Genomic DNA, 15,177 nt, shown 5'->3' with positions numbered 1-15,177 from the left:
GACGGGTCTATGCACAAGACGCTTGCGCAGGCGCGACACCAGCGCTCGAATCGTGGGAGAACAACAATGACCGGAAAGCTCCGCATCGACCTGCAGATACTGCTACCGCAGGTGCCGGACGAGTCCGACGCCTGCGTCAGGCGGCTGATTCACGACCTGGAAAGCCGCGATGGCATTGTGCAGGTGCACTTGCGCGCGGGGTCGGACGGCACGCCGACGCAGTTGTGCGTCCACCATGACCCGGACGTCGTGCCACTCGCCAGCATTCGCGAGGTGGTCGAGCGTGCCGGCGCGGCGATCAGCGAACGCTACGGTCATGCCCTGTGGGAAGTGAGGGGCATTGGCCACCAGCGTCGTGCCGGCACCGTCGCCGAGCAACTCAAGTCGCTCGGGGGTGTGCTCGAAGCCGAAGCCAGCGCGGCGGGTCTCGTCCGTGTCGAGTTCGACCGCGACGAGGTGTCCGAAGCGCGCATCCTGAGCGTGTTGGCCGGCATGCAGGTCGTTCCGGTGAAGACTCTGGCTGACGATCAACATGCACATGGAGCAGACGATTCGCGACACGTGCACCGCGAGGGCGACGACCATCTCCATGGCACGGGTGGGGAGGCGCACGTACATGCCGGGTTGCTGGGCCCGAACACCGAGCTGATCTTTTCGCTGGCGTGCGGCAGCTTGCTCCTCGCCGGCTTTCTCGTGGACACCTTCGTTGCCGGCGCGCCAGCCTGGCTGCCGTTGTCCTGTTACGTCGCGGGTTACTTCTTCGGCGGCTTCTATACGCTGCGCGAGGCGATCGACAACCTGCGCCTGAAGCGTTTCGAGATCGATACATTGATGCTGGTGGCGGCGGCCGGTGCTGCGGCCCTCGGCTCGTGGGCCGAGGGCGCGTTGCTGCTGTTCCTCTTCAGTCTCGGACACGCCCTGGAGCACTATGCGATGGGCCGGGCGAAGCGCGCCATCGAGGCCCTGGCTGAGCTCGCCCCGGCCACCGCGACCGTACGACGCGACGGCCGGATACAGGAGATCGCAGTTGAAGAACTGGTTGTCGGCGATGTCGTCCTGATCAAGCCGAACGAACGCCTGTCCGCCGACGGCTTTCTCGTACTCGGTACCTCCAGCGTGAACCAGGCACCGGTGACCGGCGAAAGCATCCCGGTTGACAAGCGGCCCGTGGACGACCCCTCGACCGCGCGCACACGGCCGGATAGCGTCGATGCCGCCTCACGGGTGTTCGCCGGGACCATCAATGGCAGCGGCGCAATCGAGGTCGAGGTCACGCGCAAGTCCACCGATTCGGCCTTGGCGCGAGTGGTCCAGATGGTCAGCGAGGCCGAAACGCGGAAGTCGCCGACCCAGCGCTTCACCGACCGGTTCGAGCGCATCTTCGTACCTGCGGTGCTTGTGTTGGCCTTCCTGCTGTTGTTCGCGTGGGTGGTCGTCGACGAACCCTTCCGGGACAGCTTCTACCGCGCGATGGCGGTGCTGGTGGCCGCCAGTCCCTGCGCGCTGGCCATCGCCACGCCCAGCGCGGTGCTGTCAGGCATTGCCCGCGCGGCCCGCGGCGGCGTGCTGATCAAGGGCGGCGCGCCCCTGGAAGAACTCGGCTCGCTCAGTGCAATGGCCTTCGACAAGACGGGTACCCTGACCGAAGGGCGTCCGCGCATCACCAATGTCATCGCCGTCGATGGGGTGGCGGAGGAGGAACTGCTCACCGTTGCAACGGCAGTTGAGTCTCTCAGCGACCATCCGCTGGCCGCGGCGATCGCCCGGGATGGCCGCGAGCGGCTGGGTCGGCGCGAGATCCCGGCCGCAAACGGGCTCGAGAATCTGATCGGACGCGGCGTCACTGCCACCTTCGACAACGAGACGGTCTGGATTGGCAAGGCCGAGATGTTCGGCGCCGACGGCGTCGCTCCGCTGGGGGAATCGGCGGCTGCCGCCATCGCACAACTTCGCGCTGCAGGGCGCACCTCGATGGTCGTCAGGCAAGGGGCGCGCGATCTCGGCGCCATCGGCCTGCTCGATACCGCGCGGGCCGGTGCGCCTGAAGCGCTGAAGGCACTGCGTGAACTCGGCATCACCCGCATGATCATGATCTCCGGCGACCACCAACGGGTCGCCGAGGCGATCGCCTCGGAAGTCGGCCTTGATGAAGCCTGGGGCGACCTGATGCCCGAGGACAAGGTTGAGGCCATACGCAAGCTGCGCGCGCAGGACAAGGTCGCGATGGTGGGTGACGGCGTCAACGACGCGCCGGCGATGGCCAGCGCCACGGTCGGCATCGCGATGGGCGCCGCGGGTTCGGATGTCGCACTGGAGACCGCGGATGTCGCGCTGATGGCCGATGACCTCCGCCACCTGCCATTTGCGGTGGACTTGAGCCGTCACACGCGCAAGGTGATCCGTCAGAACGTGTTCGTCAGCCTGAGCATTGTCGCCTTCCTCGTGCCCGCAACGATTTTGGGCTTGGGGATCGGACCAGCAGTCGCTATTCACGAAGGATCCACCTTGCTCGTGGTTTTCAATGCGCTGCGGCTGTTGGCGTACCGAACCCACGTTGGCTAGACGCGGCAGGGCTCATGAAGAGAGCCTGCGCGCCCTTGACCGCTTTTGCTTCTCGTCAGCACGCTGCCGGCCATGATTCTGACAAACGGAAAATGCAGCGCTTACCGAGCGCTAGCACGCGGCGGCACATTCCAGTTTCGTACTGAATGCCCCCCCTGGTGCAGGCCTCAGGCGGCTGACACGGGATAAACATCCCTAATCCCCTGCCCTATCGATGTTCGCTTCCGGCCAAAGCGGCCTACGATCACGGCGCCGGTATCGTTTACTCGGCGCCCCAACGGCTAGCTGTTGCTGAGCGATTTCAGGTCAGCGACGAACTGCTCGGGATGCGGTGGGTGTGGTAGACCATGACCAACGGGGGCATCCTCCGCCGCGCGAGGAAATCGCCCGGCGCGCGCCGCAATGATAACGTGTACGTACGGGCCACGTGGAGATTCCGGGCGACCCTGGTGATCGTGAGGCGACAGGCTTCGGCTGGCCGGACCCGCGCGCACAGCAGACAATGGTCGCCATGAAACCCCGCGACAGACCGGCCGAAGCCACGCCGGACCTGAGGAAATACGCCTGGCTGGCCATCGTGACCGCGGTGCTGACGGTGCTGCTCAAGGGCAGCGCCTGGGCGATCACCGGCTCGGTGGGCCTGCTGTCGGACGCCGCCGAATCGATGGTCAACCTGGTGGCCGCCATCGTCGCCCTGGTCTCGCTGACCATCGCCGCCCGGCCGGCCGACGACGACCACCACTTCGGCCACAGCAAGGCGGAGTATTTCTCCGCCGCGCTGGAAGGGATCATGATCTTCGTCGCCGCGGCCTCGATCATCTACCTGGGCATCGATCGCCTGCTCAACCCCCGGCCGCTGGGATCGCTCGGCATCGGCCTCGCCGTTTCGATCATGGCCGCCGTCCTCAACGGCATCGTCGGGCGGATCCTGATCAAGGTCGGCACGCGCCACCGCTCCATCACCCTGCGCGCCGACGGCAAGCACCTGATGGCCGACGTGTACACCTCGGTCGGGGTCGTGGTGGGCCTGGGGTTGGCGTGGCTGACAGGCTGGAACTGGCTGGATCCGGTGATCGCGATCCTGGTGGGCGTGAACATCCTGGTTGTCGGCTACCGGCTGATGTCCGAATCCGCCTCCGGCCTGATGGACGCGACCCTGTCCCCCGAGGACAACGCCCGGATCCAGGCCATCCTGGACGCGCACGCCGAACCGGGCCGGATCGAATTCCACGCCGTGCGCACGCGCGAGTCCGGGGCCCGCCAGTTCATGGAGATGCACATGCTGGTGCCCGGCGACTGGACGGTGCTGCGCGGGCATGACGCCATGGAAGACCTGGTGGAGAAGATCGTGGCGGAGTTTCCCGCCATGCGCGTGACCCGGCACCTGGAACCGGTCTCCGATCCCCGCAGCTACGAAGACATGGCCCTGTAGCCGAAAAGCGGGAGGCGACGTTGGGTCAGGCAGGCGACGAAGACCCGCGGCTCGATCCCCCGTGCGTTGTCACTGTATTCATCCGGAGTTTATATCCGCACGTATACTAAGGCGCATGCCTTTCCGCGCGCTCCTGATGCGATTGTTCCTGGTCGTTGCCTTGCTCGCCAACGGTCCGGGCATCGCTGGCGCGTCCATGCACATGGAGCACGTGCGCGACTCCGCCGGTGACGTCACCTCGGCACCGACAGCAGCCGAGGCCATGGCGGCCTGCCATGGAGGAGCAGCGGCTGCTACGGGGGCCAATGAACACCATCACCCCCAGGCCACTGACGAGGCCGGAGCGGTATCGCCGTGGGACGACTGCTGTGAGACGGACAGTTGCTGTGCGTGCATGCACCATTGCTTCGCGGCCTTCGCAGGGTCGGCGTCTCCCGTCGTGGAAGTTCTTTACCGGCAGATCGCCGAACCGTTTCTGTCGGTGCACGCGTCCGCGGCCCTGACCAATCTCTTCCGACCTCCGATCGGCTAAGTGTCGCTGAGCGCCTTTGAGGCGCCGATGGACCCTGTCCGCGTTGTCCGCACCGACAGGGTCACGCTCGCTTCGCGAGCCCTCGACCTTTCCCGGAGTTCCCATGTCATCCGATTCTTTCGGCCGTGCCGGAGGGCTGTCTGCCCCGTCGCGCCGCCTCTTTGTTCAAGGACTTGCCGCCGGAGGCGCCGCCGCGGCGCTTGGCCTCTGGCCGCGCACCAGCTGGGCCGTCAAGGCTGAAGGCGTGCCCAACGTACTTTCTGGCACCGAGTTCGACCTGACCATCGGCGAGACGCCGATGAACTTCACCGGCGCCACGCGTCCTGCCATCACGGTCAACGGCTCGATTCCTGCACCGCTGCTGCGCTGGCGCGAGGGCACTACCGTCAACCTGCGGGTCCGCAATGCCTTGCCGCCAGGCTCCATCCATGGCCACCAGGCATCGATCCACTGGCACGGCATCCTGCTGCCAGCCAACATGGACGGCGTGCCGGGACTCAGCTTCGACGGCATCGACCGCGGCGAGACTTACCAGTACCGCTTCAACGTCGTACAGGGCGGCACCTACTGGTACCACAGTCACTCCGGTTTCCAGGAGCAGGCCGGCCTCTACGGGCCGCTGGTGATCGAGCCACTCGAGCCCGAGCCCTTCGCCTATGACCGCGATTACGTGGTCATGCTCAGCGACTGGACCGACCTGGATCCGCAGCGTCTGTTCGCCCGGCTCAAGAAGCGGTCGGATTTCGACAACTTCTCCAAGCAGACCGTGGGCGACTTCTTCGCCGACGTGAAACAGCACGGCCTGGCCGCCACGGTCGAAGATCGCAAGATGTGGGGCCAGATGCGGATGACACCGACCGACCTGTCGGACGTCAACGGCAACACCTACACCTACCTGTTGAACGGCACGACCTCGCTCGGCAACTGGACCGGACTGTTCCGGTCCGGCGAGAAGGTACGCCTGCGCTTCATCAACGGGTCCGCGATGACCTACTTCGACGTGCGCATCCCGGGCCTGAAGATGACCGTGGTCGCAGCCGATGGCCAGTACGTGCATCCGGTCACGGTCGACGAATTCCGCATCGCCACCGCCGAGACCTTCGACGTCATTGTCGAACCGACCGGGCAGGATGCGTTCACCATCTTTGCCCAGGACAGTGGCCGTACCGGCTACATCAGCGGCACGCTCGCCGTCAGGCAAGGGCTGCGGGCTCCCGTGCCCAACGTCGATCCCAAGCCGATTCTCACCATGGACGACATGGGCCACGGCGGAATGGGTGGCGGCGGCCATGACATGTCTTCGATGTCTCACAGCGCAATGGCCGGTGGGGCAACCGGCGGCATGGATCACAGCGGTCACGACATGTCGGCGATGGCTGGAGGCGCAATGGCCGGCGGAAGCATGGCCGGCATGGATCATGGCACCGGCGGGAGCATGGCCGGGATGGACCACGGTGCCGGCGGCATGCAGGAACACCCTGCCACCGAAACCGGCAACCCCCTGGTCGACATGCAGACGATGGCGCCCGCGCCCAGGCTGGATGACCCGGGCATCGGCTTACGCGACAACGGCCGCCGCGTGCTGACCTACTCCGACCTGCGCAGCACGTTCAGCGACCCGGACGGGCGTGAGCCCGGTCGCACGGTCGAGCTGCACCTGACCGGGCACATGGAGCGTTTCGCCTGGTCGTTCAACGGAGTGAAGTTCGCTGATGCCGAACCGCTGCGCCTGAACTACGGCGAGCGCATGCGGATCGTGCTGGTCAACGACACGATGATGTCGCACCCGATCCACCTCCACGGCCTGTGGAGCGACCTCGAGGACGAATCGGGCAACTTCATGGTGCGCAAGCACACCATCGACATGCCGCCGGGCACCAAGCGCAGCTACCGCGTGCGTGCGGATGCCCTTGGCCGCTGGGCCTACCACTGCCACCTGCTCTACCACATGGAAGCCGGCATGTTCCGCGAAGTGCGGGTGGAGGAATGAACGCCATGATCCTTTCAAGTCGTCATCCCCTGGCCGTCGGCCTGGCCTCCGCATTGTCTCTCGCAGCGGGCTTCGCGCCGGCGTGGGCGCAGGAGACGGACCACACCGCGCACCACGCGGCAGCGAAGCCAGCTCCAGCTGCAACTCCGGCGCCGGCCAAGCCTGATGACCCGCACGCGGGTCATCAGCCAACTCCGCCCGCCAAGAGTTCCGATGACCACGGGACCATGGACCACGCCAGCATGGACCACGGCGCCATGAAGCAAGGGGCCGCAGACACGACCGGCGACGATCACTCCACGATGGATCACTCCAGAATGGACCACTCCAGCATGGACAGCTCCGGGATGGACCACGCGGGAATGGACCATGCGTCCATGGGCCATCAGCCTGGTGCCAGCCAGGATCTCCCGGCGACCGCGGAGCCGCGCGAGCCTATTCCTGCCATCACCGCGGCCGATCGGGCCGCGGCGTTCCAGGACCTCGACGCGCACGTGATACACGGCGAATCGATCAACTCCTACTGGTCGCTTGACCGGCTTGAGGCCTGGGACGCGGATGAGGACGGCACCGGCATGGCCTGGGAAGCGAAAGCCTGGGTCGGCTCCGACTTGAACCGGCTCTGGCTCCGCAGCGAGGGCGAGCGTGCGGGCGGATCCACCGAGTCGGCGGATGTGGAAGTCCTGTACGGTCGGGCCATCGCCCCCTGGTGGGACGCGGTCGCCGGTGTCCGCCATGACTTCGGTTTCGACGGCGGTCCATCGCGCACCTATGCCGCGCTTGGTGTCATCGGTCTCGCCCCGTACAAGTTCGAAGTCGAAGCGACCGCCTACGTGGGCGAGTCCGGCCAGGTCGGTCTCGGCGCGGAAGCCGAATACGAAATGCTGTTCACCAACCGGTTGATCGGCCAGTGGCTGGTCGAGGGCGAAGCCTGGAGCAAGGATGATCCGGCGGTTGGAATCGGCAGCGGGCTGAGCAAGGTCGAAGCCGGTTTCCGGCTGCGCTACGAGTTCCATCGACAGTTCGCGCCGTATGTCGGCGTGGTCTGGGAGCGTGCCTACGGCGGAACCGCAGACTTCCGTCGCGCGGAGTCCGGTGATGTCGACGACACCCGTATCGTGGCGGGCGTGAGGATCTGGTTCTGATCGGAGTACTCGTATGCAACCGAAGACTCGCAAGCGTGGTTGGCTGATCGGAGTTCCCCTGGTTGCCGCAGTGGGCGCGGCGGGCTTTATCTGGGGCGGCGTATACAACGTCGCCGCGGATGACATGCACACCAGGCCCGTGCACTTTGTGCTCGAGACCGCACGCGAGCGCTCCATCCTGGCGCGTGCGGGAAGGTTGGACGTCCCGCCGGGCCTGGACGATCCAGCGAGAATCGTGCAGGGCGCGGGCAACTACGCAGCGATGTGCGCCGGGTGCCACCTGGCTCCATCGATGGCCGAAACAGAGATGAGCCAAGGCCTGTATCCAGCCCCGCCCAACCTCAGCCAGTACGGGGTCGATGCGCCAAAAGCGTTCTGGGTGATCAAGCACGGGATCAAAGCAAGCGGCATGCCCGCCTGGGGCAAGAACATGGAGGACGAGTACATATGGAACATGGCCGCGTTCCTGCAGGTGCTGCCCACGCTCGACGCGGCTGCATACAGGGAACTGGTCGACAGCAGCGAAGGCCACGCGCATGGCGGCGGCGAGACACACGACGACGACCATGACGAGGCGGCGACGGAGGATCACCCTGCCCAGCCCACAGCCGGGAGCGACGCGATGCCGCACGCGCAGTCGCCGGGTATGGACGATGACCACGGAAAGCGTGTTACCGACACAGAAGTCCGCGCGGTAGAGCATCGCCATGCCGATGGCAAAGTGCAGTCTCCACCTTCACCCCATATGACCGAGGCCGAAGACGGCCCTGCGCACACTCACTGAAAACCTGGAGTTGAACAATGAATGCAACAGCAATTTCGTCTGGCCTCGCGCTGATGCTGGCAATGGTGTCGCCCGCAATGGCGCAGACGGCACAGTCGCATGCACATCACCCCGCCGCTGCGGCAGCGGCGGACGTAGACGTGCCGGCCGCCGCGAAGGCCGCCGTCGACGTGGCGGAGCGCTTCAACGCCGCCCTCTCCAGCGGCGACCTGGCCACGGTCGGATCCCTGCTCGCTCCCGACGTCCTCATCCTCGAGTCCGGTGGTGCCGAGCGCAGCCGCGAGGAATACCTGGGTCATCACGCAGTCAGCGATGCGGCATTCCTCAAGGGCGCCCATCGCCAGCTGCTCCGTCAGCGTGCACGCACCGCTGGTGAGTTCGCATGGGTCGGAACCGAAAGCGAGCTGCACGCCCAGAAAGACGGTAAGCCACTGACCGTCCAGAGCACCGAGACCATGGTGCTGAAGCAGACCACCGACGGTTGGCGGATCGCCCACATCCACTGGTCTTCGCGGACCAAGCGCTGAGCGGAGAACCAGAAATGAAAACCTGCAGATTGAACCGACTGGCGTGGGCGGCTTTTGCGGTCGCCGGCCTGGGTGCCTGCACCCAAGCGGCTACACCCGCGCAATCCACCATCGCGCCCACTGCACAGGTCGTCCCGAAAACAGCCGACGCGACTCCAGCCGCCCTGCCACGCATGACCGTCCACAAGACCCCGACCTGCGGGTGCTGCGGTAGCTGGATCGACCACGTGAAGAAGGCGGGGTTCACCGTGGATGTGCATGACATGGATGACCTGGGTCCGGTCAAGGAGCGCCTGGGTGTCCCCTATGCAAAGGGCTCCTGCCACACGGCCGAGGTCGGCGGATACGTCATCGAAGGCCATGTCCCGGCCGAGGACATCAAGCGCCTCCTCGAAGAAAAGCCGGACGCACGCGGCCTGGTCCTGCCCGGAATGCCGCTCGGTTCGCCGGGCATGGAGGTCCCGGAAGGACGCCAGCAGCCGTATACGGTCGAGCTGGTCCATCACGACGGAACCACCGAACCCTTCGCACAGCATTGATCCGCAAGAGCACCAGGGGGCGGTGTTGCGGGCGCGCCGATTCTCGTCCGCGATGAAGCAGGAGATCCACATGACTCACCATTCCGAAGACCACCGGTCTCAGGCCATGAACGAGTGCATCGACAACTGCACGCAATGCCACGCGATTTGCCTTGAGACCATCAACTATTGCCTAAGCAAAGGAGGTGCCCACGCAGCCCCGGAGCACATCGCCCTGCTGGCGACGTGTGCCGATATCTGCGCCACCAGCGCCGACGCGATGCTGCGTGGCGCCAGCGTTCACTCCGTCGTTTGCGGTGCCTGCGCGGAGATCTGCCGCCAGTGTGCCGATGCATGCGATGCCATGAACGACCCCGAGATGACGCGCTGCGCCGATGCCTGTCGCCGCTGCGCGGAAAGCTGTAGTGCCATGGCAGCCTGATGCGTCGGGGATCCCGCCGTAACCAGCGGGATCCTCACTTCGCGAAACCACAAGCATCAAGAGTCGACGAACCGTTGTTTCACTGACAAGCAGGCAGCCAACGCTGTCGGGTCCACCACTGCACGGCCCCAGGAACGGGACCTTGCATCACACTCGCAAAGAGGACAATCCATGAAGTCGTCAGACCTTTTCCGCTCCTTCGCGCTCGTCCTGGCGATCGCTGCAGGGCAGTTCTCGCTGCAGATCGCGCATGCCCACGCTGCGCTGCAGCAGTCCACACCGGCGGCAGATGCGGTGGTGGCCTCTCCAGGCCAGATCGATCTCGTGTTCAACGAAACACTGATTCCGCGGGCGTCGCGTCTCAAGTTGCTCATGAAGCACGGCAGCTCCGCCATGCCGATCGAGAACTTCACCACCGAGATCGTCAACAACGGAAAGACCCTGCGCGCCAGGTTGACTGGTCCGCTTGCTCCGGGCGTCTACACCGTGGAGTACCGCGCGGTCGGTGGTGACAACCACCCCATGCCGGGCAGCTTCAGCTTCACGGTGCGCTGAGGAGTCGCGAATGTTCGACCTGTCGGCTTATGCACTGAGATTCCTCGAATATCTGGTTCTCATGGTTCTTTTCGGGGTTCCACTGTTCGGTTGGTACGGTTCGCGTCGACCGGCACTCGCCGACGCCCTGGCCGGGTGGCCATTCATGGGCGTTCTGTTGGTGAGTGCCGCCGTCGGGCTCGTGCTGACCGGGGCCGATGTCGTCTTCAAGACCGCCGGCATCATGGGAATGCCGGTCGCCGACGTTGATCGCGAATCGCTTGGCTGGTATCTGTTTGAGACGTCCGCAGGCCGCGCAGCCATGGCGAGAGGCGCGCTGCTGATCGCCATGGTGTGTGTGCTCGGATGGCATCGCCGCCGCGGAAAGGTGGAGTCCGCCTTCCCGCTGGCGGCGACGCTGGCGGGCGGCGCACTCGCTTCGCTGGCATGGAACGGCCACGCCGCTGCTGGCGAGGGCGTGGCAGGCGCGGTCCGGCTTGCTGCGGGCTTCATCCATCTTCTCGCGGCAGGTGGCTGGATCGCAGCGGTCCTGATGTTTCTGGGGATGCTCCTGCGCGACAAGGAGCCCTCGGACATCGGGCGTCTGCGATCGACGCATGACTTCCTGCATGGATTTTCGACGCTGGGAACGATTTTCGTTGCTGCGCTCGTCTTGTCCGGAATCGCGCACTATGGAGATCTCACCGCATGGTCATTGTCGGCGCTGCTGCAGAGCACCTACGGAAACTTGCTGCTGTTCAAGCTTTCCCTGTTTGGTGGAATGCTCGTCCTGGGAGCGTTGCACCGATGGACGCTGGTGCCGCGTCTGGGACGGGCGCTGAGCAGCGGTGACCCTGCGCGACAGGTGCGGGTCTTGCGGCAGAGTGTGACGGCCGAGGCCGCGCTGGCCATCTTGATCCTGATTGTCGTTTCAGTGCTCGGGACGCTCAGCCCCGTTTGACTATTCCTTTCCATGGCACATGCTGGCAGGTCATGCGTGCCCGATGCATCCGAAGCAACATGGTCCCGACCGCACACGTTTCCCTAACTTTGGCAGTGCAAGGCTTTTGAGGATGCTGGGCATCGGGGTGGGATATCAAGTCGGAAACACCAGGAGAATCGACATGGCACACGTTGATCACGGCACAGGTCACAAGAATTCCGAGGGCGGCGGTCGTCCCTATCTGTTGTTCTGGGTCAACATGGTGTTCGGTCTTGCGGTCATGTACATCGTCATGTTCTCGATGATCGACGGTGTCCACGACTTCCGGAACAACCTGAACATGTTCTACATGGCACTGACCATGTGGGCTCCCATGGGGATATTTATGCTCGCCACCATGCCTGGCATGTTCCCCAAGAAGCGCCTGAACCTTGCGCTCCATGCGATCTTCGCCGTAGTGACGATCGGCTCATTCGCCGCAACCCGGGCGCAGGCGCTCGTGGATGACCGACAGTTCATCGATTCGATGATCCCCCATCACTCGGGTGCGATCCTCATGTGCCGGGAAGCCGGCTTGCATGACGCCGAGCTGCTGGCACTGTGTGACGACATCACCAAGGCGCAGCGCTCCGAAATCGACCAGATGGAGAGCATCAGATCCCGTCTCGACTAGGCTTCTTAACCATCTCCATCTGCTGCCCGTCTTCGGAGGGGGATTCCGCCCGGCCTGGCTCCAGCATCAGGCAGACTTCACGGATGCAGTGCAACTGGAACCTTGGCAGTCCATTCCAATTCGAAGATCATCTGGCATGAACCCACCGTCTTCCCACCACCATTCCCACCCTGATGACGCGACCACCACTGCTGGAACCGCGAATGGTCGGGTGACCGACCCGGTCTGCGGCATGCAGGTGGATCCCGCCACCACGCCGCATCATGCGGACCACGCCGGCGTCCCCTTCCACTTCTGTTCGGAGCGCTGCCGCGCGAAGTTCGTCGAGGATCCCGAGCGCTACCTGTCGCCACGGGAGCCCGAGGTGGCACAGCCCGGCGCCATCTATACCTGCCCGATGCATCCGGAAGTCCGGCAACCCGGTCCCGGCACCTGTCCCTTCTGCGGCATGGCGCTGGAGCCGGAAATGCCCAGCCTGGAGGACGATGACAATCCGGAACTTCGCGACTTCTCGCGCCGGTTCTGGTGGACGCTTCCGCTGACGGTGGTGACGTTGGTGCTGGCCATGTTCGGCCGGCATCTCCCAAGCCTCGAACTGGGCGGCGTGCAGCTCCTGCCGCTGTCGATCGACGTGCAGACCTGGGTCGAGCTGGTGCTGACCACCCCGGTCGTGCTGTGGGCCGGCTGGCCGTTCTTCGAACGCTGCGTGCAGTCGATCCGCAACCTCCACCCGAACATGTTCACGCTCATCGGGATCGGCGTCGCGGCGGCCTTTGGCTACAGCCTGGTCGCCACCTTTGCACCCGGGCTGTTCCCGGCCTCGTTCAACGAGCATGGCCGCGTCGGCGTGTATTACGAAGCGGCGGCGGTGATCGTGTCGCTGACGCTGCTGGGCCAGATGCTGGAGCTGCGGGCACGTTCGAAAACGTCGGCGGCGATCAAGGGACTGCTGGGCCTGGCGCCAAAGGAAGCCCGCCGGCTCAATCCCGATGGCACCGAGGAAGACATCCCGCTGACCCACGTCCACGTCGGCGACCACCTGCGGGTGCGTCCCGGCGAGAAGGTGCCGGTGGATGGCGAAGTGGTGGAAGGCCGCTCCAGCGTCGACGAGTCAATGCTGACCGGCGAACCCATCCCGGTCGGGAAGACCGCGGGCGACCAGGTCATCGGCGCGACCCAGAACGGCACCGGCGCGCTCGTGATCCGCGCCGCCAAGGTGGGCTCCGACACCGTGCTGTCGCAGATCGTGCAGCTGGTCGCGCAGGCGCAGCGCTCCCGCGCGCCGATGCAGCGGATGGCCGACACCGTCGCTTACTGGTTCGTGCTGGCGGTGCTGGCGATCTCGGTCGCGACCTTCTTCATCTGGGGTTACTTCGGCCCGGATCCGTCCTGGACCTATGCCGTGCTGAACGCGGTTTCGGTGCTGATCATCGCGTGTCCGTGCGCGCTGGGCCTGGCGACGCCGATGTCGATCATGGTCGCCACCGGACAGGCGGCGCAGGTCGGCGTGCTGTTCCGGGATGCCGAGGCCATCGAACACATGCGCCGCATCGACACCCTGATCGTCGACAAGACCGGCACACTCACCGAGGGCCGCCCGGCCTTCAGAGAAGTCGTGGCCTTCGACGGCTTCGACGCCGACCGGGTCCTGCACCTGGCGGCCAGCCTGGACCAGGGCAGCGAGCACCCGCTAGCCGATGCGATCGTGGCCGAAGCCCGGCGCCGGAACTTCGAGTTCGACCGCGTGGAGGACTTCGACTCGGTCACCGGCATGGGTGTGCGCGGAACCGTGGCCGGCCACGCGCTTGCGCTGGGCAATACCGCACTCATGGACGACCTGGGCGCCAATCCCGGCGCGCATGTCGACGTGGCCGAGCGCATGCGCCGCGAGGGCTCGAGCGCCATGTTCCTGGCCGTGGACGGGCGGCTGGCGGGCCTGGTCGCTGTCGCCGACCCGATCAAGGCATCGGCTGCGGCCGCCATCAACGAGCTGCACGCTGCCGGGCTGCACATCATCATGGCCACCGGCGACGGGCTCACCACCGCACGCGCCGTGGCCACCGAGCTGGGCCTGGACGAGGTACATGGCGAGGTCCGCCCCGAGGACAAGGCCCAGCTGGTGCAGCGCCTCAAGGGCGAAGGCCGGCGGGTGGCCATGGCGGGCGACGGCATCAACGACGCGCCGGCGCTGGCGGCCGCCGACGTCGGCATCGCCATGGGCACGGGCACCGACGTCGCGATGTCGAGCGCGCAGATCACCCTGGTCAAGGGCGACCTGCGCGGCATCCTGCGCGCCCGGAAGATCTCGCAGGCCACCGTGGCCAACATGAAGCAGAACCTCACCTTCGCGTTTCTCTACAACGCGCTGGGGGTTCCGGTTGCGGCCGGGGTGCTCTACCCCGCGTTCGGGATACTGCTGAGCCCGATGGTCGCGGCGCTTGCCATGAGCCTGAGCTCGGTGTCGGTGGTGGCCAACGCGCTGCGCCTGGCAAGGTCGGCCGCAGTTCCGGCGTCACCAAAGGCGACCACGCCCGACCAGACGCCCGATCTGGCCCAGGGTTGATCTGAATCAGTTGCATTGGACCGCGCTAGAGGTAACCTCGAGTCATGATCCGCCGTCGCCACCGGAACTGGTTCCAGCGCACCGCCCTTCTCGCGATGGTGGCGCTACTCTGGTCCCAGTTCGCGCTGGCCGGTCATGGCGGTTGCCTGGATCTCCCGGGAGCGACCACCGCAGAGGGGGCTGACGCATACGCCCAACACGACCCCAACCACGGCTGTGACGCCGATCTTCCCTCAGCGGACACGGCGCTGTGTGCCGCACATTGCAGCGAAGGGGGCATTTCGGCTGACAGCAGTCGCATCCCCCCGGTGCCACCGCTTATTGTCGGTGCGTGGCTCTCCTGGTTCGCGGTCGCTCAGACCGCAGACGCCGGTCCCGGGGTTTCGTCTGCATGGGTGGATGCACCACCCAGGCCCGCCTGGCACCGCCCCACCGCCCATCCAGCGGCTCTCCTGCTGATCTGATGCCCGAACGCTGACTGCTCCGCACGCCTCTGTGCGGCGCAGTGCTGTGCGTTCGTGCCGTGCGCGTC

General features: G+C 65.6%; 13 protein-coding genes. All 13 read left to right on the top strand.

Annotated elements, in window-relative coordinates:
* The first annotated feature begins 66 nt into the window (after nt 1–66).
* The 13 genes from ABKA19_RS09320 (at nt 67) to ABKA19_RS09260 (ending at nt 14,645) form a co-directional block, all read left to right on the top strand.
* Nucleotides 67–2,562 (top strand): heavy metal translocating P-type ATPase, encoded by a 2,496-nt coding sequence (locus ABKA19_RS09320; protein WP_353688669.1) that lies wholly within the window; start codon nt 67–69, stop codon nt 2,560–2,562.
* A 511-nt stretch (nt 2,563–3,073) separates the two neighbouring features.
* Nucleotides 3,074–3,994 (top strand): cation diffusion facilitator family transporter, encoded by a 921-nt coding sequence (locus ABKA19_RS09315; RefSeq protein ID WP_353688668.1) that lies wholly within the window; start codon nt 3,074–3,076, stop codon nt 3,992–3,994.
* 136 nt (nt 3,995–4,130) lie between these two features.
* Entirely contained in the window at nt 4,131–4,526 is a 396-nt protein-coding gene (locus tag ABKA19_RS09310; protein WP_353688667.1) for a CopL family metal-binding regulatory protein, read from the top strand.
* A gap of 103 nt (nt 4,527–4,629) precedes the next feature.
* Nucleotides 4,630–6,516 (top strand): copper resistance system multicopper oxidase, encoded by a 1,887-nt coding sequence (locus tag ABKA19_RS09305; RefSeq protein ID WP_353688997.1) that lies wholly within the window; start codon nt 4,630–4,632, stop codon nt 6,514–6,516.
* The gene (locus ABKA19_RS09300; RefSeq protein ID WP_353688666.1) at nt 6,513–7,661 is read left to right on the top strand and encodes a copper resistance protein B; all 1,149 of its coding nucleotides are present in this window, start codon (nt 6,513–6,515) and stop codon (nt 7,659–7,661) included. The genes ABKA19_RS09305 and ABKA19_RS09300 overlap by 4 nt, the downstream gene beginning before the upstream one ends.
* Before the next feature lie 13 nt (nt 7,662–7,674).
* Nucleotides 7,675–8,445 carry a c-type cytochrome gene (locus ABKA19_RS09295; protein ID WP_353688665.1) on the top strand — a complete coding sequence of 257 codons (771 nt, stop codon included), beginning with the start codon at nt 7,675–7,677 and terminating at the stop codon, nt 8,443–8,445.
* 17 nt (nt 8,446–8,462) lie between these two features.
* Nucleotides 8,463–8,972: a YybH family protein gene (locus tag ABKA19_RS09290; RefSeq protein WP_353688664.1), complete on the top strand. Its 510-nt coding sequence runs from the start codon at nt 8,463–8,465 to the stop codon at nt 8,970–8,972.
* A 14-nt stretch (nt 8,973–8,986) separates the two neighbouring features.
* On the top strand, nt 8,987–9,511 hold the full coding sequence (locus tag ABKA19_RS09285; protein ID WP_502945756.1) for a DUF411 domain-containing protein: 525 nt from the start codon (nt 8,987–8,989) through the stop codon (nt 9,509–9,511).
* Between the two features lie 52 nt (nt 9,512–9,563).
* Nucleotides 9,564–9,932, top strand: coding sequence for a four-helix bundle copper-binding protein (locus ABKA19_RS09280; RefSeq protein ID WP_353688663.1), 369 nt, complete (start codon nt 9,564–9,566; stop codon nt 9,930–9,932).
* Between the two features lie 171 nt (nt 9,933–10,103).
* Nucleotides 10,104–10,487 carry a copper homeostasis periplasmic binding protein CopC gene (gene copC, locus ABKA19_RS09275; RefSeq protein WP_353688662.1) on the top strand — a complete coding sequence of 128 codons (384 nt, stop codon included), beginning with the start codon at nt 10,104–10,106 and terminating at the stop codon, nt 10,485–10,487.
* A gap of 10 nt (nt 10,488–10,497) precedes the next feature.
* The gene (gene copD, locus ABKA19_RS09270) at nt 10,498–11,427 is read left to right on the top strand and encodes a copper homeostasis membrane protein CopD (RefSeq protein ID WP_282884646.1); all 930 of its coding nucleotides are present in this window, start codon (nt 10,498–10,500) and stop codon (nt 11,425–11,427) included.
* A 163-nt stretch (nt 11,428–11,590) separates the two neighbouring features.
* The gene (locus ABKA19_RS09265; RefSeq protein WP_353688661.1) at nt 11,591–12,082 is read left to right on the top strand and encodes a DUF305 domain-containing protein; all 492 of its coding nucleotides are present in this window, start codon (nt 11,591–11,593) and stop codon (nt 12,080–12,082) included.
* A gap of 136 nt (nt 12,083–12,218) precedes the next feature.
* Entirely contained in the window at nt 12,219–14,645 is a 2,427-nt protein-coding gene (locus ABKA19_RS09260) for a heavy metal translocating P-type ATPase (protein WP_502945771.1), read from the top strand.
* The last annotated feature ends 532 nt before the right edge of the window (nt 14,646–15,177 follow it).

This window comes from Pseudoxanthomonas sp. Soil82 (assembly GCF_040446535.1).
GTDB classification, from domain to species: domain Bacteria; phylum Pseudomonadota; class Gammaproteobacteria; order Xanthomonadales; family Xanthomonadaceae; genus Pseudoxanthomonas; species Pseudoxanthomonas kaohsiungensis.
The sequence above is the reverse complement of the archived record's forward strand: the minus strand, read 5'-3'. Positions and strand labels throughout refer to the sequence as shown.